Origin of the sequence: Shewanella metallivivens, assembly GCF_028750675.1 — a bacterium.
Taxonomy (GTDB): Bacteria; Pseudomonadota; Gammaproteobacteria; order Enterobacterales; family Shewanellaceae; genus Shewanella; species Shewanella metallivivens.
In genome coordinates this window covers 18009-37031 of sequence record NZ_JAQQPZ010000010.1, presented here as the reverse complement: position 1 = coordinate 37031, position 19023 = coordinate 18009, and the positions used below count along the sequence as shown (strand labels likewise).

Sequence of the window (19023 nt, the reverse complement as noted above, 5' to 3'; positions counted from 1 at the left end):
AGTTGCGTCTAGCTTGCTAGCTGAACAAGGTAAATCTAGATAATTTGGTCCGTTAGCCTTAATCGATGGCTAAATTCATGCTTAACAATGTTGTTAACTTCTTAGGATAGTTGAAAACGTTAAGCTTGAGTGAGATTAACTGATTTGAGCGCCATCGATAAGCGGCCGCGGAGTATAACAAACTTTTGTTTAAATCCTGAACTTTATCTGTATTTAATTACAAGATTTTTTGATTATTAACATGTTAAGCAAAATTAGTTACAGTCTCCTAAGTGCTGGGCTATATGCCCTTAATGTAGTGCTTACCTATGCTGTACACCACTTGCATTTTTTGGGGGGAAAACACCAATGAGGTGGTGGTTATCACTGGGTATTGCTTTACATCCGCACGCTATTAGATTGAGTCTGCTTTGTCTGTGGTGTTCCTCACAGCTTCAATTGTCATTGTTTGATATTTATTCATTGTTAACCTATGGTTTATTTTGTACACACAAGGTGTCCGATTTTTAATAAATTGCTCCGTTCTATTACGGCTTCAATGAATAAACACCCATCCGAGTTTTCATTTCGTCACGAGTTAATTTATGAACGCTGTAACGCGATTTTGCATATCAATGAGCCTGCTGTTACTAGGGGCTTTTGCAGTGAATTCAACGTGCCAATCTAATGATGAATTTATCATAAATCGTTCAGAATCAGAGCTAGATAATCGCTATCAATACCCCTATGATTTATTATCTTTGGTGATAGAGGCCACCACAGCGGATTTTGGCGACGGTAGTTTACTGGTAACCGATTTGCACATGAGCCGAAACCGTATTTTTAGATCATTAAAAGCCGGCGAAGGCATTAATGTGATTGCTGAGGCCTCCAAAGAGAATTGGAACGATGATCTTATCCCGATAAAAATCCCAATTCGCAAAGGCATTCAAGGTTTTAGGCTGTTTATTATTCAGCAAGAAAACGCCACTTTACTTGCCAATATCAAGACTCTATCCCAGTTAGTATCGCTTAAAACCGGCTCAGGTAGCCAATGGTCGACGAAAGTGGCTATGCAGCAAGCAGGATTTGATGTTGTTGAAAGCACGCTTTACGAAAATTTGTTTAACATGCTATCTAAAGGGCGTTTTGTCACATTTGGACGAGGTGTTAATGAGGTTTTTCAAGAAGTCTCGCAGTTTCATTTGCAGTACCCCGAGTTAATGGTTGATGAGCACCTTTTGTTGCATATCCCATTAGTGACTTATTATTACGTTTCACCTAATCAACCGCGATTAGCAAAACGCATTGAAGTCGGCTTAAAGCGCATCATCGAAAATGGTCAATTTGATCAGTTATTTTATCAGCGTCATTGTGAGTTTTTACTCAAGGCTAAATTGAATAACAGATTAGTTTTTAAGATAGATAACCCCTATATTGCAGAAACTGACATCATTTCTTCGGTGGGTAAAGACTTCTTACTGAACCCCAAAGATGACTTTGACACCTTGTGCAAACCGTATCAATAACTTGTCTCGCTTACCATTGACGACGAGTTAGAACCTATTAACTCATTTTATGTTTTTTCAACAATACTGAAATTCAGCTTTCCTTATACCAGTGTGAGTTCGATCCCGCTTTGAAAATAGCTAACGGTATTTGCGTTTTTTATGCACAATTTCTGCACGTTAAGGCGCTATTGTGCAGCCAAGTTGTAAAGTATTAATACGTCATGTGCAGAGGATGAGGAATGAAAGTTCAAACTAAGTTAACCCAAGTTAGCATGCTTGTAATGCTACTGATGATGGGTGGGTGTGGTAGCTCATCTTCAGATGAAACGACAGATATCACTGTAACGGATGAAACCTCAGAAACGATAGAAGATGGGGATTCATCAACTGTATATTCTTATGCCATCGCAGATTCTGCCCAAAGTATTTGTTATGACAATTATATCAAGTTAGCTTGCCCAACATCGTCATCAGAAGATTTTTATGGTCAAGATGGCCAAACAGTGAATGGCAGCGAGCAGAGTTACACCACCAATGTAACCGATGATGGCGACATGACGGTCACCGATAATGTCTCAGGTATTATCTGGACCCAAAGCCCAGAAATGAACAATGATGGTGAAATTACCAGTGATGACAAGCTTAGCTCAAGTGCAGCAGCAAGCTATTGTGAGGCATTAGATTACGCTGGGCAAACCGATTGGCAACTGCCTAATGTGAAACAGCTTTACTCATTGATGAACTTTCAAGGAACCGATCCAACCTCTGACGATCTTACTTACCTACAACCGTTTATCGATTGGAACTATTTTGCTTTTGCCTACGGCAGCACCGACAATGAACGAATCATCGATTCTCAATATGCAACAACTTCAACGTTTACTAATGGTGAAGGTACTTCGATGATGTTTGGGGTGAATTTTGCTGATGGACGTATTAAAGGTTACGAAGAAGAGTTCTTTAATGGCGACAAAACCTATTTTGTCATGTGTATGCGTGGCAATACCAGTTATGCGACCAACGATTTTATCGACAACGGTGACCATACTATTACCGACAATGCGACTAACTTAATGTGGGCGCAATCTGACAGTGGTGCAGATTATGATGAGACAACGGGCACTGTGACAGAGTCGGCAGGGTTTGATTACACCAAACTTGATTGGACCGACGCCGATGGCAATGGCTTGATCATTGCCGATGACACAGATTTGGCAGGTGCAATGTTATGGCAAGATGCCTTTGCTTACGTTAAAGCCATGAATGCGGCTAATTATTTAGGTTACAGCGATTGGCGTTTACCGAACATAAAAGAGTTACATAGCCTAGTTGAATACACCGAGAAGCTAGCTGATACCGATTATGCTGTGATTGGCGATGTGTTTAACATTACTACGATTACCGACGAGAATGGTGAAGCTGATTATGGCCTATATTGGAGCAGCACAACCCATGCAACAGACGGTGCTTATTCTGATGATACGGAGTTAAATACAACCTATGGTAATGCTGCCTCTTATGTCGCCTTTGGTAAAGCGCTTGGCTACGACAGTGATGCCGGACGTTGGGTCGATGTGCATGGTGCCGGTGCGCAACGCAGCGACCCAAAAGTATGGGATGGTGAAGACTACTCTGGGGGCTATGGTCCTCAATACGATAGCGTTCGCATTTACAACTATGTTCGTTTAGTACGTGATATAAACTAAATTTTTGACCTAACATAATAAAAACGCAGGCTTGTAAGTGCCTGCGTTTTTTATTGTTAATATGCCAGGTTTGGCTCGATAAACAACATAACAAAACTCATTGGTATAGTGGCAATCACACCGCAGATAATACCCCTGCATTATTATGTTGATCCGCTTTAGGGTTGTTGCCTAAGGTGATGAGTTTGAGGCTAAGATAACCATAACCATAACCATAACCATAACCATAACCATAACCATAACCATAACCACAAAGAGCCTCTTCAATAATGGCATTGATAATGATCCACTTTATCAGTTAGACCATTCCGCTACCCAAAGCAGATAGCGTGTTTTCTATCACTGCCATATCCTTTGACTTTGATTCTTTGTAAAAAAAGGCTTAGAAGATTAACTCACTCTAAGCCTTTATCTTGTTATGCTTTAACCACTATTTTAAATGGCCTCAGTGACTTTATTTAACCATGCTAGCTCGTCGCCTTGCATTAATGGCGCAAGGGTTTGACGTACTTTTTGTTGGTATTGATTAAACCAATTTACTTCAAAATCAGTTAATAATGACTTGTCGATTAAGCGGGCATCCATTGGGATGTGAGTTAATGCGTCAAACTCATACATTTCACGTTCAGCCCCTTGTAGGGCTTGGCACGGCTGCACCGCCACAAGGTTTTCGATACGAATACCAAAACCGTCGGCACGGTAATAGCCTGGCTCGTTTGACAATACCATGCCAGGTAACAGCGCAACGCCATTAACGTTTTTACCAATACGCTGTGGGCCTTCGTGCACACTCAAAAAGTGGCCAACGCCATGGCCGGTACCGTGGTCATAATCAAAACCGTGTTGCCATAAATACTGGCGGGCAAAAGCGTCGAGTTGTTGGCCCGAAGTGCCCTTAGGAAAGCGTGCTGTATCTAATGCAATATGGCCTTTTAGTACTAAGGTGACCATTTTTTTCTGCTCGTCAGTAACCTTACCAATGGCGATAGTGCGGGTGACATCGGTGGTGCCATCAATATATTGCGCACCGGAGTCAACCAGATAAATACTGTCCATGGTCATGGTGCTTGGGGTGCCATTATTGTGGTTGTAATGACACATGGCGGCATTAGCACCGGTGGCCGAGATAGTGTCAAAACTTGGCTCGCGATACAGTGGGTCTTGCAGTCTAAAGCTTTCTAATTTATCTGCCAATTGTGCTTCATCGTGCATGATGTGCTGTTCAACTTGGCTGTCTAACCAGGCTAAAAAGCGGCTAACAGCAACGCCATCACGAATATGGCAGGCGCGCATACCAGCAAGCTCAGCGCTATTTTTTTGCGCTTTAGGTATTGCGACAGGATCTGTTCCGGCAATCAGTTTAGCACCGCCTTTTTGCGCCAATAATTGTGAGTATGCATTGGCTGAATGTGGGTCGGCTAATAACTTAACGCCCTCCATTTTGGCTAAAACGCTTGCTAATTCAGACTCTTCTTTAAAGCTCACACCAGCGCCTACATGCTCAGCAATGTTGTTAGGCACTTTGGCTAAATCGGTAAAAAAGGTCATGTCGCCATTGGCCGATAATAAACCGCAGCCCAGTATGACCGGGAAGCGTGGCACATCATTACCACGAATGTTTAACAGCCAACAGCATGAATCTAATGCCGCGATAAGTGCCACATCGGCACCTTGTTTTTTTACAAGTGCTCCAATTTGTTGGCGTTTTTCAACACTATTACGCCCAGCACCTTCATGGCTAAATAAGGTCATGGTTGATGCTGATGGTGCGGGGCGATCTAGCCAGCTCACATCAATGGGGTTGTTATTCACTTCAACCAAATTGATTTGGGCCTTATCAAATTGGGCTTTGGCTTGTTGATACCAGGCAAGAGTATGTAATCGGCTGTCGATACCCACGCTAGCCGCTGCGGGTAATGTATCGATTAACCAGTCAATTTGTGGATCGTCATACAGGCTTAAGTATTCAAATAAACTGCCATCAACTTGTTGGCGCACCTGCACTGTGTAACGGCCGTCGGTAAAAATAGCGGCGCGGTCTTTTAATACAATCGCCATACCTGCTGAGCCGGTAAAGCCGGTGGCCCAGTGTAAGCGCTCATTTCGCGCAGGTACGTATTCACCTAAGTATTCATCGGCACGGGGAATAATAAAAGCATCGATTTGGTTAACTTCAAGTTGCTGGCGAATGGCATTAAGGCGGGTGGCAATATTATTAGACATGGTTTCTCCGTTGGAGGCGACTGATGAACTCAGCTCTGTAAATGAGGCTCAATTATCGCAAGGGCAACAGCAGCCTTGCAAGCAAAGTCGCTCACAATAGCGTGGCTTAAATTGTAAACTTATATTGTATACAATGGTCACTCTGCATTGTAAGCGCTATTCTTGTTGGCGTTTATCTGACAATAACAATAATAAAGGACTCGTGATGACAATCGGCGTTGGTGGTGTTAGCCCGCAGCAGGCTTTAGCTAAATTATGTAAAATGACAGACGGTGTAGCAGCAATCAGCGAGGATGAATTTCATCAACGCATACAGCGTGCACAGCAGTTAATGGCACAACATGGCTTAGATGCTATTTATGTTAATGCGGGGACGAACTTATATTATTTTACTGGTACGCGCTGGTATTCAAGCGAGCGTATGGTTGGGGCGATTATTCCTGCTGTGGGGGCCATGCAATACATTGCTCCTGCATTTGAACTCGATACCTTGCAAGGGTATATGGCCATTCAAGGTCAGGTTAATACCTGGCATGAAGACCAAAGTCCATACCAATTATTTGCCAATGTGCTCGACAACATGGGCCTAACGCAAGGCCAAATTGGTATCGATGAATCCACCCCGTTTTTTATAAGCAACGGCATTGCTCAAGCTGCGCCTCAACATTGCTTTACCAGCGCTACAACCGTAACAGCAGGTTGTCGTATGATTAAATCTTCTGCCGAAATTGCGTTAATGCAACGAGCAAAAGACATGACGCTTGAGGTGCATAAAGCGGCTGCAAGTATATTGCGTGAAGGCATTACTACTGCGGAGGTTGAAGACTTTATCGACCAGGCACATTATGCGGTAGGAGCACCGAACGGGTCGTACTTTTGCATTGTATTATTTGGCGAAGATACCGCTTATCCGCATGGGGTTAAGTCGCCTAAATCATTGGCGAATAACGACACTGTGCTGATTGATACAGGGTGCCAGTTGCACGGTTATAACTCTGATATTACTCGCACTTATGTATTTGGTGAGCCCAGTGAACGTCAACGCCAGTTATGGCAGTTAGAGCAAGATGCACAACTTGCGGCATTTGCTGCTGCGCAAATCGGTACGCCTTGTTGTGAGGTTGATGTTGCCGCACGCAAAGTATTACAAGATGCAGGCTTTGGCCCTGGTTACAAAGTACCAGGTTTACCGCATCGAACAGGTCATGGCATAGGTCTAGATATTCATGAATGGCCATATTTAGTCGGTAATGACTCAACGTTACTTGCCAGTGGTATGTGTTTTAGTAACGAGCCCATGTTGTGCGTGCCAGGTGAGTTTGGTATTCGTCATGAAGACCACTTTTACATGACGCCTAAAGGGCCTAAATGGTTTACTCCGCCTGCTAAATCAATTGACGACCCGTTTTACCTAGGCTGATTTTAATACCATTGCGCGTTAGTAAGTGATCTCTCAGCGAGAATTTAAAAGGGCTTAAACAAGGCGAATGACTGAATGAATAGTGATTCTCTTTCGAAGTCATGCAACGCAGTGTAAGCCCTTTTAAAACTCGCCTAAAAGGAATGCCCCAGCCGCTTTTGCTTTACGTTCTCGCTATTTGAAAGGGAACAACCATTACTACATAGCGACGTCTTAATCAAAAACCGCTGGACGCATTCACAGTGGTCACTTATTAATCCGCAATGGTATAAGCGTTAAATTGTCATCGCACATGCGTTGAAAAATGAAAAGCCTCCGTCTTGGAGGCTTTTCATTTTTATTTTCGATTATCTTGAGTTCTGATTAGTTAATCTCAAATAACTCAACATCAAATATCAGTACCGAGCCACCAACAATTTTGCCGGTTGAACGGTTACCGTAAGCAAGTTGGCTGGGAATATAAAAGCGAAACTTGTCGCCCACTGTCATTAATTGTACGCCTTCTGTCCAGCCTTTAATCACTTGGTTTAAGCCAAAGCTAATGGTTTCGCCGCGATCAACCGAACTGTCAAATACAGTACCGTCGATTAATGTACCATGGTAATGCACGGTCACTTTGCTATTGGCTTTAGGGTGTTCGGTGTTATCGCTTTTGGTGAGGATTTCATACTGCAAACCAGACAAGGTTTGTACTACACCTTCGCGTTTAGCGTTTTCGGCTAAAAACAGTTTTCCTTTTTCGATGTTTTCTTTTGCTGCCTTGGAGTTATTCATTTGGCTAAAAAAGTAAAATATCACTCCAGCAATGACCACAACGGCCAAAATCATACGCATAATAGTTCTCAATAAAGTCGATTCAGTGGCATGAGTTTACCGCAAAATGATTGACGCTATCAAACTACGCAAAATCTATTTTAGTCAGTGCGTTATTGTTGACTAATAGACGTTGTTAACACCTTATGACACTCGCACTGTTATCCAATCAAAATAGACATAACCAGCAGCGCTTAACACGGTAATATTAAGTACTATGCAGCACCACAGTAGTCGAATAAAACGTGTTTTTTGGGTTTTATGGCGAAAATGATGTTGGCCTAGCAAGGCTGCGGGCCAACCGCCTAACAATGCACATACGTGTAAGGTTTTTTCAGTGATGCGCCGAGCACTATTGATTGCCGCGCGTTTATCGAGGTAATACAACGTCACAGTTAGCACATTTAGTGCTAAAAACACTGCTGTTAACAAGGGGTGAATGAACGCGCTCACAATGGTGAGCATGGTTAACATTAGCCAAGCAAATTTGTTCATATTGGCGTTTTCACTTTTCTGATGATTCGATTGTTACTCAAGGCGTGCTTTTTTCTCTTAATACTTACTGTGATTAGCCTCGTTTTAGCACTAAATAACGCCACAGCTTTTCTAGTGGCCCTTGTTTGAAATAACGAAAATACCAATGCGCGAGCAATAGTTGCACTATGGTGTAAATGACTGCGATAGACATATAACCGGCTCTATCTAGTTGTTGCTGCCACTCTGGGAGAAGGTAGCGTAGCAGTATAATTCCGACAATGGATTGCAATATATATAAACTAAATGCCAGCTTACCGACGTTTTGTAGTGCGATTAAGCGTTGTGAGTTGTTATTACATAATAAGCAAATGATGTGGATATACACTAAAGCACAAGCAATGGCACTTAACAGTAATACCACGTCAGAAAGTGCCACTAATAACGAGTTACCGCTAAAGCTTAATACTGAGTCGATTAGCGATAATGCCAGCGCCCAAAAAAGACATTGTTTTAACAACTTACGGTCTAATCCCAGGCTAAATACATTGCGTTTATACAATGCCATGCCGATTAGCATTAGTCCGGCAATAAACCACATCAGCGTTAATGGGATCACCAATACCATGTAACCAAACATGGTCAAGTGCATTAATAATTGCTGTGAATAACTGCCTGTCCAAGCCGATAGTTGCTCAATGTATAGCGTTGAGTCACGCAGATACACTTGATCATCTGGAGTTAGCGATATGAGGGCAATAGGGATAAGCGACAAAAAAATAAACCATTTAGCCTGCCTAATTAACGCATCTGCATCGAGGTAACGGTACTTAAAAGCCAATAATCCACTGACGCCATAAGACAGTAAAATATCGCCCGGGAAGATAAAAATTCCGTGGAAAATTCCAAATATAATCAGCCAATATAAGCGCCATTTTTGTTGTTTGAGAAATGGTTGGGACGCGTTAATCGTTAATTCAGATTGGTATTTTTGAAATTGAATTAACATACCCGCGCCAAACAACATTGCGAATAAGCTAAAGAAGCGTCCTTCTAGAAAAAAGTTACTCAACAGCTCAATACCAATATCGCCAATAGGCTGCACAGCATGCGGCGCATAGCCATAAAAGCTATTACCCATAAAATAGATATTTAAAAAGAAAATACCCAATACACCCACACCACGGATGGCGTCAAGGTTGGCTAGGCGTTGTGGTTTAGTCGAAGCAGATTGCTCGTCCATGTTATTTGCACTGTTAATCGCAGAAGTCCTTTTGCAATAAGAGTTTAGATTATCAAAGTTGCAGTTAATGTACCCGTGAGGCAATAAAAAACCAAGCATTTTGCTTGGCTTTTTATGCTGTTAATCATGATTGAGGATTAAACATGCCTGCAATGCTGACTTGGCAGTGTTGATTATTTTTTCTGTACTTCTAAAAACGGAATTGTCCCCGTTGGTAGCATGGTGGTTGGCAGCTTACCGTCCCAGCGCTCAGCTTTAGTTAATTCAACCAAGTTTTGATTTTGCGCTAAAGCTTCGGCACGGATTTTAATTGCTGAGGCTTCAGCATTACCTTTAATCCGAATACTTTCTGCTTCTGCAATCGCGCGGGCTAACTGTGAGTCTGCTTCAGCTTGTGCTTGAGTCACCGCAATTTGCGCACTAACACGTTCTTTTTCAAGATTTTGCAATTGGGTTTGTACTTCGACTTCAGCGCGCATTCTGTCTTCTACCGATTTCTCATAAGCATTAGAGAAGTCGATGTTTTCAATTTGTACTGAGGTAATGGTTACCGGACCTTTAATCGATTTAGTGATCGCCTCGGTCACATCAATACCAAACTTAATACGTTCTTGGACCGCAGAGATAGCAGTGTATTTACCAAAAATGTTTTCAACTTGAGTGGGTACTTGGCGATCGAGTAAGCGTGAAACCATAGAATCGATGCCTTTAAACTTGGCATACACTTCTTCAACGCGATCGGGCGGCACACTAAACGTCACTGACGCGCGTAAGGTGGCAGGTTGCTGATCGCGGCTATAGGCTTGTAATGCTTGATAGCTTGCGGTGTGAGTTTGAGTTGAGATTTTTACCACTGTGTCCATTAATGGAATTTTAAATCCAAGCCCAGGTTCTGCAGTGTCGATGATTTTACCATTGCGTAATACCACACCACGCTCACCTTGGTCGACGGTATACCAACTGCCATATAGACTGATCAAGATGATCAGTAATATCGACACCGGAATGATTTTACCTAAGTGATTATTGCTTACGTTTGCGAGATCGTTTTTTAACATTGTGCTTCCCTAGCAAAAAATAAAATGAATATGATTATATTATGATTTTTGTAACTACTTTTTCGGTTTTTCTGAAATCCACAGTTTAATGTGGCCTTGTACGACTACCACACCATTTGTGTCATAGGCTTTTACGTCGACTAACATATCACCTACTTGCCATTGTTCTGGTGTTACCTCTGCGACACACAGAATATCAGTCCCTGCTTTGGCGGTATAGTCTACTGACATGCCCTTAGGGATCCAGCGTAAATGAGCTGGGATAGAGGCTTCAGCCATAGTACCCATAGCCATTTCTAAGCCATTACAAATCGCAATAACGTGCACGGTACCAATATGGTTTTGCACTTTTTTACGTTTTTTAATTAAGCATTCGCAACGATTAACTTTTAGCTCGTTAATGTAAGGATGAACCGTACCAAAATAGGGCGCCATGCGTGCCACCATTTTAGAAAAAATATGTTTACCGAATGGGTATGAAGTCACTTTTTTGTACAGTGACATGACTTTATTAGGTTTTGTAGGTGTCATTTTTTAAACTCGGGTTAGGGTATTAATGCGTGTCTGGTCGGATGAGATTAACATTGTTGTAACCTTGGGTGAAGTACTGGGTACTCTTTTTCATCGCTCATTTGCGCCGTGACAGGTATAATTTTGCCGGTGATGAACATTTAAGGATAAATTTTGAAATCTAACTTGTTGTTGAATTATATCAAAGGTATGGCCATGGGCGCGGCAGATGTTGTCCCTGGTGTATCTGGCGGGACCATTGCATTTATTACCGGTATTTTAGACCCTTTATTAGATGGTATTCGCAACATTAATGTATCTTTGTTTGGCATAATTAAGCAGCAAGGGATTAAAGCGGCTTTTATGCACATTAATGGGCCGTTTTTGTTGTGTGTGTTTGGCGGCATCTTAACCAGTATTTTTACTTTAGCTAAGTTGATTTCGTGGCTACTGGCTACGCATCCCATCCCGGTATGGTCGTTCTTTTTTGGGCTAATTATTTACTCTGTGGTGCACATGGTAAAGCAGGTCGAAAAGTTTACCGCGTTAAGAATATTGATGTTTATTGGCGGCGTCGCTTTTGCGTGGGCCATTACGGTATTACATCCTATTGAGCTGCAAATTACTTACCTTAACTTCTTCTTTTGTGGCGCAATTGCGATATGCGCGATGATTTTACCTGGGATTTCTGGCAGTTTTATTTTGCTGCTACTTGGCATGTATCCAGCGGTTTTGGCTGCGGCAAAAGGGTTTGAAATTGTTTATTTAGCATGTTTTGCCATCGGCGCAGCTATCGGTTTGCTGAGTTTTAGCCATGTGCTATCGGCATTGCTGCGTAAGTGTCACGACGCCACCGTGTTGTTTTTAACCGGATTAATGCTCGGCACATTAGGTAAGATTTGGCCTTGGAAAGAAGTCATTAGCTGGCGCGAAAACAGTAAAGGTGAGCAAGTGCCATTATTGGAGCAAAACTTATCGCCGTTTCAGTTTGAGCAAGTCACTGGTGAGTCGTCGCAAATCGTAGTGGCGATAGTGTGTACCTTCGTTGGGATTGGCCTAGTGTGGGGCTTAGAGTATGTTGGTCGAAAAGCCAAAACGCAGGCTGCCTAATACGCAATTCCTCAGAATTTAATTAAATAAAAAAGCAGAACCCCGGTTCTGCTTTTTTATGCTTCAACTTTAGCTGAAAAGGTTCTATAAATAATGAACTTATTTCATTTATGTTTCGTATTATTAAACACTAAATCCACCATAAGTGGGTATGATTTGTCCATAGCAGGCAAAACATTCGGTCTCAGGAGTATTATACATGCCAGATATAGCCACATTTGTGCCAGAAAAAATCCAAATTGGGATCAGCAGTTGTCTTTTAGGTAACCAAGTTCGTTTCGATGGCGGCCACAAAAACTCTTACTACTGTAAACAAGAAATAGAACCGTTTTTTGAATACACCACGGTGTGCCCTGAAATGGCAATAGGTATGGGGGCGCCGCGTAAAAGTGTGCGTCAAATTCGTGATGGCGATATTGTGCATATTCGCAGTGCCGACGGGTCGTTAGATGTGACCGACAAGCTGAATGAATACTCTAAGCGCAAAGTGGAAGAACTCGATTATCTGGGCGGTTATATTTTATGTGCAAAGTCACCCACCTGCGGAATGGAGCGAGTCACCGAATATAAAATCGGTACCAATAACGGTTCTAAAACCGGTGTAGGGGTGTTTGCTAAAGCGTTAATGGAGCGTTACCCATTTTTGCCAGTAGAAGAAGAAGGGCGTTTACATGATTTACCCATCCGAGAAAACTTTTTCACTCGCGTGTTTGCTTACAACGATTGGAGAAAGATGAATCAGTCTGGCCTCACAAAGCACAAACTGATGCAGTTTCATTCACGTTATAAATATTTACTGATGGCGCACAGCCCTAAATGGTATCGCGATTTAGGCCCAATGTTGGCTGACATTCAAGATTTAGAGCAAACCGCACAGCAATATTTTGAAGGCTTTATGACGGCACTTAAGATCATTGCCACCCGAAAAAATCACACCAGCACATTGCAGCACATTCAAGGCTATTTTAAGAAGCAATTAAGTGCAGAACAAAAAGAAGAACTGAGCGAATCGATTTTAAAGTACCGTCAAGGATTATTGCCTTTACTCGTGCCTATTACCTTGATTAACCACTATGTCCGTGAGTTCCATACTCCTTATATTGAAGAGCAAGTGTATTTAAACCCGCATCCTGAAGCCCTTAAGCTTCGTTATGCCTATTAGGTTGGGGGGGCAATGACTACGATGAATAGCTTGATGTGGTTTAGACAAGATTTGCGCGTTGCCGACAACCCTGCGTTAGTGGCGGCTTGTGAGTTTGCCAAGCAACATCAAGGTAATGTGAGAGCGCTATACATAGTGACGCCATCGCAATGGGCGCAGCATGATGTTGCGCCAATTCAAATTGATTTTATTGAACGGCATGTCAATTTGTTAGCACAGTCACTGGCTGCGTTAGGTATTGCGTTAGATGTGCTGCATTTGCAATGGTTTAGTGACTCCCATGCTGCGTTAAATGAGTATTTACAGCAGCACAATATCGATGCTGTTTTTGCTGGCAGCGAGCCCGAAATTAATGAGCGTCGCCGTGATGCTCAGTTAATTGAACAAGGCTTACCGCTGACACTAATTGATCAAGATTGCCTGCTGGCACCAGGGCAAGTGCAAAACCTGTCTGGTGATATGTACAAGGTGTTTACGCCATTTGCTAAAAAATGGAAAAGTATTGCGAGTCAACGAGCCATAGTGCCAGTTGCTGCGCCGGCCCCAGTAGCGGCAGCATTAGCGCAACCAGAGGCTATTGTGTTTGAGTGCAACAAACGCAGTAGTGAGCAATGGGCAGCAGGCGAGGGCGCGGCCAAACGTATTTTAGATCAATTTTTAGCAACTCAAGTAGCTGACTATCAAGCCGATAGAGATTTCCCTGCGCTGGAAGGTACCAGCCGTTTATCGCCTTTTTTAGCCCTTGGGGTAATAAGTTCGCGCCAATGTGTTGCTGCTATTTTAGCGCGTTACCCGGAAGCATTAGTTGATGATACTTGTCCAGCGAAAACCTGGCTCAATGAGCTTATTTGGCGAGAGTTTTATCGTCATTTGCTGGTGGCGTTTCCACGGTTATCGATGGCACATAACTTTAATGAGTTAGGTGATGGCATTGTATGGCGCAATAACCTTGAGGAGTTTCAAGCTTGGTGTGAAGGGAAAACCGGCTACCCGATAGTCGACGCCGCAATGCGACAGTTAAATCAAACCGGCTGGATGCATAATCGTTTACGCATGGTGGTGGCCAGCTTTTTAACCAAGCATTTGTTGGTAGATTGGCGATGGGGTGAACGTTATTTTAGGCAGCAACTTATTGACGGAGATTTAGCGGCTAACAACGGCGGCTGGCAATGGTCGGCCGGAACCGGTTGTGATGCGCAGCCATACTTTAGGGTGTTTAACCCTATGACTCAAAGTAGCAAGTTTGACCCTGATGCGAGTTTTATTAAACGTTATATTCCTGAAATTGCAACTTGGTCATTTAAAGATATCCATGAACCTAAATCAGTTAACCTGCATGACTTATTTGCCCAGCCAGATAATCAAGGTTATCCCAAGCCAATTGTTGAACACAAAATGGCACGCTTACGAGCAATTGACGTATTAAGTGCGTTAAAGCGCGGTTAGTGTTCTCATTAATCCCGTTGTTATTGTTTTATATAAAAGCCAACACTCATTTTCGGTGTTGGCTTTTTTGCGTTAGATCACAGTATGGGCTGCTTAGTTTGCGTTAGCGAAGGGTAATGATTGAAGTAATGTAATGGTCAGCATACAATAGCCTTAATTAAAGATTTATTTATTATGCATGTTTGAATCTTATCGCTCTTAACTCACTAAATGAGTGTGCTGCTTATGCTAAATATTGATGACCCTGCTGAAATTGATAACACCCCTGCAATCTGGCGTTTAGGCTTTAGACCGTTTTTTCTTGGCGGCGCTGTGGTAGCTGCGTTATATATTCCGTTGTGGTTAATGGGCTGGTTTACTCCACAATACAGTTTATTTAACAGTGAGTTTTGGGCCAATGTGGTGCCATTATGGTGGCACCCGCATGAAATGTTGTTTGGTTTTGCCATGGCTATCGTGTGTGGTTTTTTACTGACAGCAGTGCAAGCGTGGACCAATCAACCGACCATTAAAGGCCGCAGTTTGATTGTCACCTTTGCATGCTGGCTCATCGCCCGATTAACGCTGTTATTGCCAATGAACATTCCGTTAGTGGTGCCAGCGTTATTTGACAGTTTATTTTTAGGCTTCAGTGCTTTTGCCTTGTGGCGTTGTATTTACCCAGTAAAACAGTGGCGCAATATCGGCTTTCCGTTGTTACTTGTGGTGGCATTAGTCGTCAATCTTGCAAGTTACTATGCGCTACAACAACGTGACTTTTCGCTTTCAACTCAGTTATGGCAAGGGATGATTTGGTGGCTCGCATTGGTGATCACAATTGTTGGTGGCCGGGTTATTCCATTTTTTACAGCCATGCGTATTCAACAACCTAAGCCAGATCCCATTAGTATATTAGAAAATGCGTTATTATTAGTTATGGGATTGTTGTTTATACAAGCAATAAGTCATTGGTTTCCTAAAGGGGTTGAGCAAGTTTTATTGGCGGTAGCCGGTGGATTACATTTAATTCGTTTTGCCCGTTGGCAAGCACATAAAACCTTGAAAGAGCCCATGTTATGGTCTTTGCATTTGGCGTATTTATCATTGCCTGTCACGTTAGTCTTAATGGCGATAAACATTGATAACGAATATGCCTTCCGCACGTTATTGCACCTTTTTGCCGTAGGCGGCATAGCCGCGCTGTGTTTGTCGATGATCTCTCGTGTTTCGCTTGGCCATACGAGTCGTAATATTTACCAAGGCCCTAAAATGGCATTTGCGTTTTTAAGCATTGCCCTAGCGGCAATATTTCGAGCGATTATGCCGCTGCTAATGCCTGAGCACACCCAAATGTGGTTATGGATTGCTGGGATGTTTTGGTTTATTGGCTTTGGTTTGTTCGTGTGGTTTTACGCCCCTATTTTAACCCGCCCAAGACTTGATGGTCGTCCTGGGTAGCATTCTTTTGATTTGAGTTAATTCTGTTTAAGGTAAGCATATGATTAATCCAATAATAGACGTGATGATGAAAGCCACTCGTCCTTTACGCAGTAAAACGGGCTTAGGTATTATTGTTAGCGGTCTGGCATTATTGACATTGACCTCTTGGTCACTGCAAAGCGCTGAGATAGACCCTAATCAGATTAAATTCCCCAATCAATTTGCTTCTTGGGAGGCAACTGTAGAGCAAGACGAAAGCGAAGATATGTTAGCGCAGTATCCTGCCAGTATTATTTTGTGGGCCGGCTCATCGTTTGCGAAAGAATATCATAGTCCGCGCGGCCATCAGTTCGCGGTAGCCGACGTCACTCATACATTACGTACTGGAGTTGCTGTAGCAGAAGGCGATAAAGGCTTATCTGCTAGCTGTTGGACCTGTAAAACCCCAGACGCCCCAAGGCTGATGAAAGAAATGGGCATTCAAGGTTTTTCTGATGCTAATTTTGTCGACTTAGGCAGCGAGATAAAATCGGTCGTGTATTGCAGTGATTGCCATGTTGATGGCAGTGCGGAATTAGCTTTACCTCGTCCACATGCTCAAGATGCGATGGCAAAAATTAAACTGCCATTTGATAAACAAGACAGCACTATGCAAGGCGCACAAGTGTGTGGGCAATGCCATGTGAGTTATTATTTCCAACCAGAAAACAATAACAAGGTTAATATTCCTTGGATTTTTGGCAATACCGCTGACACCATTGAAAAGTATTATGACACCCGACGTTTTTACGAATGGATCCACCCTATTTCGAAAACCCCGATATTAAAAGCGCGTCACCCAGAGTTTGAACACTGGAGCCGCTCTACCCATGCTAAAAAAGGCGTGACTTGCATAACCTGTCATATGCCAGAGACCAAAGATGAGCAAGGTAATGCGTTTACCGATCATAAAGTGGCAGCTGCCATGGATAATTTTGAGCAAGCCTGTTCTAGCTGTCATACCAACAGAGCGGCCATGGTCAAAAAGCTTGATAAAACCAAAGCCAATATAGATGCAAAAGCGCGAAACGTAGAGTCGTTATTAGTTAAAGCCCATTATGAAGCTAAGGCCGCTTGGGACGCAGGGGCGACATGGCCACAAATGAACGATTCAATTATGGCGATTCGCCATGCACAGTGGCGTTGGGATTTTGCCATGGCATCGCACGGTTTGTATGCTCATAACCCTAAAGAAGGTGTTGAGTTGCTCGATAAAGCAACAGAGCAAATTACTTATGGTCGTGAAGCATTAGCGAGAGTGTTGAGCCTATTGTCGGTTGAAAAAGTAGAGTACCCAGATTACAGCACTAAAGAAAAAGCCCATGCCGCTATTGGATTTGTTGAGGCAGACGCCGTTAAAGCTAAGCAAGCCTTCATTAAAGAAGAAGTGGATAAACATTGGCATCCGGTAGCTAAAACCGGTTATTAATTTACTTTGTTAACCCACTGAATAACCAAACGCCTAGGCTCTAGCTTGGGCGTTTTGCTATTTACCTACCACAGTGATCTGCATTTTACCTTATCTCGTATCATCTCTTAATTGAATAAGTCTGAATTTGAAGGCATGAAACACTTTTATCTTATTGTGATATAAGGCATTGTTGTTTTTATGCTCACAAAAGTTGGCATAAAAGGAGTGAGTTAATGCAAGGTGCACAAACGGTAGTTGATATTTCAGCTGAACCATCAAGTGGCGTAAATACAACGTCTAGTCATGGCAATCCTGCTATTGTAGATGCATTTATTGATATGTATCAGCAACTTAACAAAGACAATTTACATTTGCTACGCCAAGTATATCGTGACGATATTGGCTTTCGCGATCCTATGCATCAGGTTAATGGCATAGACGACCTCACGCGTTACTTTGCCAACATGTACCTTAACGTCACCCACATCGAGTTTGATATTAAAGAAGTGGTTGTGAGCCATAACAATAGCCAAGCGGCATTATATTGGACAATGACTTATTCGCACCCTAAGTTAAACAAAGGCCAACAGATTCAGGTTGACGGCATGTCGCAACTAAAGTTCGATGACAAAATCTATGCCCATCGCGACTATTTTGACCTTGGGCAAATGCTGTACGAGCAGGTGCCATTTTTAGGCGGTTTGATTGGCTTGTTAAAAAATAGGGCGGCCAAGTAATGGTGATGAAAACCGCTAAAATGCAGGCAGTGTTAATCACTGGTGCCAGCTCAGGCATCGGCTTTGCGTTGGCTGAGCATTACCTTGCTCAAGGTATGCAAGTGATTGCTTGTGGTCGCAACCGCGAGGCGCTGCAAAACATTAGCGGCGCGACACCACTTGAGTTTGATATTACCGACAATGCACAAGTGCAAACCGCGGCCACTGAGCTTAAACGGTTGTTGCTCGATAACCACTGGCAATTACAGCACGTGATACTCAATGCCGGCAGTTGCGAATATATCGACGATGTATTGCATTTTGACTCGGCATTATTTGCCCGAGTGATTAACACCAATGTCATTGCGATGGGTTATTGTCTTGAGCATTTTTTACCGTTACTTAGCAGTGGTGCTCAACTTGGGTTAATGAGTTCAAGCGCGACCTACTTACCGTTTCCTCGGGCTGAAGCTTATGGCGCATCAAAAGCGGCGATTAGTTATTTAGGGCGCAGTTTACGAGTGGATTTAGCCGAGCACGATATTGGCGTGAGTGTTATTTGCCCTGGATTTGTTAAAACCCCATTAACCGATAAAAACGATTTTGCCATGCCTATGCAAATTACTGCTCAGCAAGCAGCAGTGGCCATTTATAACGGTATGCACCGCCAACGTAATGAAATTCACTTTCCGGGTAAGTTTACCTGGTTACTTAAATTGGCTTCGTTATTACCAGAGTCATTGCTGGTGTCTTTGCTAGCAAAGAAAAATAACTAAAACAGCT

Annotated in this window: 16 protein-coding genes; 10 read left to right on the top strand and 6 right to left on the bottom strand. The window is 42.8% G+C overall.

Annotated elements, in window-relative coordinates; all coding sequences use genetic code 11:
* Positions 1–644 precede the first annotated feature (644 nt).
* Positions 645–1508 (top strand): transporter substrate-binding domain-containing protein, encoded by an 864-nt coding sequence (locus PQR79_RS12040; RefSeq protein WP_274408516.1) that lies wholly within the window; start codon positions 645–647, stop codon positions 1506–1508.
* Between the two features lie 221 nt (positions 1509–1729).
* On the top strand, positions 1730–3196 hold the full coding sequence (locus tag PQR79_RS12035; RefSeq protein WP_238102525.1) for an Lcl C-terminal domain-containing protein: 1467 nt from the start codon (positions 1730–1732) through the stop codon (positions 3194–3196).
* Positions 3197–3631: 435 nt separating this feature from the next.
* On the opposite strand, the gene PQR79_RS12030 is transcribed toward PQR79_RS12035, so the two are convergent.
* Positions 3632–5419 carry an aminopeptidase P family protein gene (locus PQR79_RS12030; RefSeq protein ID WP_238102526.1) on the bottom strand — a complete coding sequence of 596 codons (1788 nt, stop codon included), beginning with the start codon at positions 5417–5419 and terminating at the stop codon, positions 3632–3634.
* 205 nt (positions 5420–5624) lie between these two features.
* On the opposite strand from PQR79_RS12030, the gene PQR79_RS12025 reads away from it, so the two are divergent.
* Positions 5625–6839 (top strand): M24 family metallopeptidase, encoded by a 1215-nt coding sequence (locus PQR79_RS12025; protein ID WP_238102527.1) that lies wholly within the window; start codon positions 5625–5627, stop codon positions 6837–6839.
* A 363-nt stretch (positions 6840–7202) separates the two neighbouring features.
* On the opposite strand, the gene bamJ is transcribed toward PQR79_RS12025, so the two are convergent.
* The 5 genes from bamJ to PQR79_RS12000 form a co-directional block, all read right to left on the bottom strand.
* Entirely contained in the window at positions 7203–7673 is a 471-nt protein-coding gene (gene bamJ, locus PQR79_RS12020) for a BamJ family beta-barrel-assembly machinery protein (protein ID WP_238102528.1), read from the bottom strand.
* A gap of 123 nt (positions 7674–7796) precedes the next feature.
* Positions 7797–8147 carry a DUF1294 domain-containing protein gene (locus PQR79_RS12015; RefSeq protein ID WP_238102529.1) on the bottom strand — a complete coding sequence of 117 codons (351 nt, stop codon included), beginning with the start codon at positions 8145–8147 and terminating at the stop codon, positions 7797–7799.
* Between the two features lie 73 nt (positions 8148–8220).
* On the bottom strand, positions 8221–9369 hold the full coding sequence (locus PQR79_RS12010) for a DUF418 domain-containing protein (RefSeq protein WP_238102530.1): 1149 nt from the start codon (positions 9367–9369) through the stop codon (positions 8221–8223).
* Positions 9370–9542: 173 nt separating this feature from the next.
* The gene (locus tag PQR79_RS12005; protein WP_238102531.1) at positions 9543–10427 is read right to left on the bottom strand and encodes a prohibitin family protein; all 885 of its coding nucleotides are present in this window, start codon (positions 10425–10427) and stop codon (positions 9543–9545) included.
* 54 nt (positions 10428–10481) lie between these two features.
* Positions 10482–10958: a hotdog fold domain-containing protein gene (locus PQR79_RS12000; RefSeq protein ID WP_188954569.1), complete on the bottom strand. Its 477-nt coding sequence runs from the start codon at positions 10956–10958 to the stop codon at positions 10482–10484.
* 153 nt (positions 10959–11111) lie between these two features.
* Between PQR79_RS12000 and PQR79_RS11995 the strand changes: the two genes are divergently transcribed.
* From PQR79_RS11995 to PQR79_RS11965, 7 genes are all read left to right on the top strand, one after another.
* Complete coding sequence (locus PQR79_RS11995; protein ID WP_497007966.1) at positions 11112–12047, top strand: polyprenyl-phosphate transporter; 936 nt, start codon at positions 11112–11114, stop codon at positions 12045–12047.
* A gap of 199 nt (positions 12048–12246) precedes the next feature.
* Complete coding sequence (locus tag PQR79_RS11990) at positions 12247–13209, top strand: YbgA family protein (RefSeq protein WP_303648475.1); 963 nt, start codon at positions 12247–12249, stop codon at positions 13207–13209.
* Between the two features lie 12 nt (positions 13210–13221).
* The gene (gene phrB, locus PQR79_RS11985) at positions 13222–14655 is read left to right on the top strand and encodes a deoxyribodipyrimidine photo-lyase (protein ID WP_238102532.1); all 1434 of its coding nucleotides are present in this window, start codon (positions 13222–13224) and stop codon (positions 14653–14655) included.
* A gap of 225 nt (positions 14656–14880) precedes the next feature.
* Positions 14881–16092, top strand: a complete 1212-nt coding sequence (locus tag PQR79_RS11980; RefSeq protein ID WP_238102533.1) for an NnrS family protein — start codon at positions 14881–14883, stop codon at positions 16090–16092.
* A gap of 40 nt (positions 16093–16132) precedes the next feature.
* Complete coding sequence (locus PQR79_RS11975; protein ID WP_238102534.1) at positions 16133–17542, top strand: ammonia-forming cytochrome c nitrite reductase subunit c552; 1410 nt, start codon at positions 16133–16135, stop codon at positions 17540–17542.
* A 320-nt stretch (positions 17543–17862) separates the two neighbouring features.
* Positions 17863–18261: a nuclear transport factor 2 family protein gene (locus PQR79_RS11970; protein WP_238102959.1), complete on the top strand. Its 399-nt coding sequence runs from the start codon at positions 17863–17865 to the stop codon at positions 18259–18261.
* Complete coding sequence (locus tag PQR79_RS11965) at positions 18261–19016, top strand: SDR family NAD(P)-dependent oxidoreductase (protein ID WP_238102535.1); 756 nt, start codon at positions 18261–18263, stop codon at positions 19014–19016. Before PQR79_RS11970 ends, PQR79_RS11965 begins: the two co-directional genes overlap by 1 nt.
* Positions 19017–19023: the final 7 nt, after the last annotated feature.

Coding starts and splice junctions, on each gene's coding strand:
- PQR79_RS12035 (WP_238102525.1), top strand. CDS start 1,730: ATGAAAGTTCAAACTAAGTTAACCCAAGTTAGCATGCTTGTAATGCTA.
- PQR79_RS12000 (WP_188954569.1), bottom strand. CDS start 10,958: ATGACACCTACAAAACCTAATAAAGTCATGTCACTGTACAAAAAAGTG.
- PQR79_RS12015 (WP_238102529.1), bottom strand. CDS start 8,147: ATGAACAAATTTGCTTGGCTAATGTTAACCATGCTCACCATTGTGAGC.
- PQR79_RS11975 (WP_238102534.1), top strand. CDS start 16,133: ATGATTAATCCAATAATAGACGTGATGATGAAAGCCACTCGTCCTTTA.
- PQR79_RS12005 (WP_238102531.1), bottom strand. CDS start 10,427: ATGTTAAAAAACGATCTCGCAAACGTAAGCAATAATCACTTAGGTAAA.
- PQR79_RS12010 (WP_238102530.1), bottom strand. CDS start 9,369: ATGGACGAGCAATCTGCTTCGACTAAACCACAACGCCTAGCCAACCTT.
- PQR79_RS12025 (WP_238102527.1), top strand. CDS start 5,625: ATGACAATCGGCGTTGGTGGTGTTAGCCCGCAGCAGGCTTTAGCTAAA.
- PQR79_RS11990 (WP_303648475.1), top strand. CDS start 12,247: ATGCCAGATATAGCCACATTTGTGCCAGAAAAAATCCAAATTGGGATC.
- PQR79_RS11980 (WP_238102533.1), top strand. CDS start 14,881: ATGCTAAATATTGATGACCCTGCTGAAATTGATAACACCCCTGCAATC.
- PQR79_RS11965 (WP_238102535.1), top strand. CDS start 18,261: ATGGTGATGAAAACCGCTAAAATGCAGGCAGTGTTAATCACTGGTGCC.
- PQR79_RS11970 (WP_238102959.1), top strand. CDS start 17,863: ATGTATCAGCAACTTAACAAAGACAATTTACATTTGCTACGCCAAGTA.
- PQR79_RS12030 (WP_238102526.1), bottom strand. CDS start 5,419: ATGTCTAATAATATTGCCACCCGCCTTAATGCCATTCGCCAGCAACTT.
- bamJ (WP_238102528.1), bottom strand. CDS start 7,673: ATGCGTATGATTTTGGCCGTTGTGGTCATTGCTGGAGTGATATTTTAC.
- phrB (WP_238102532.1), top strand. CDS start 13,222: ATGACTACGATGAATAGCTTGATGTGGTTTAGACAAGATTTGCGCGTT.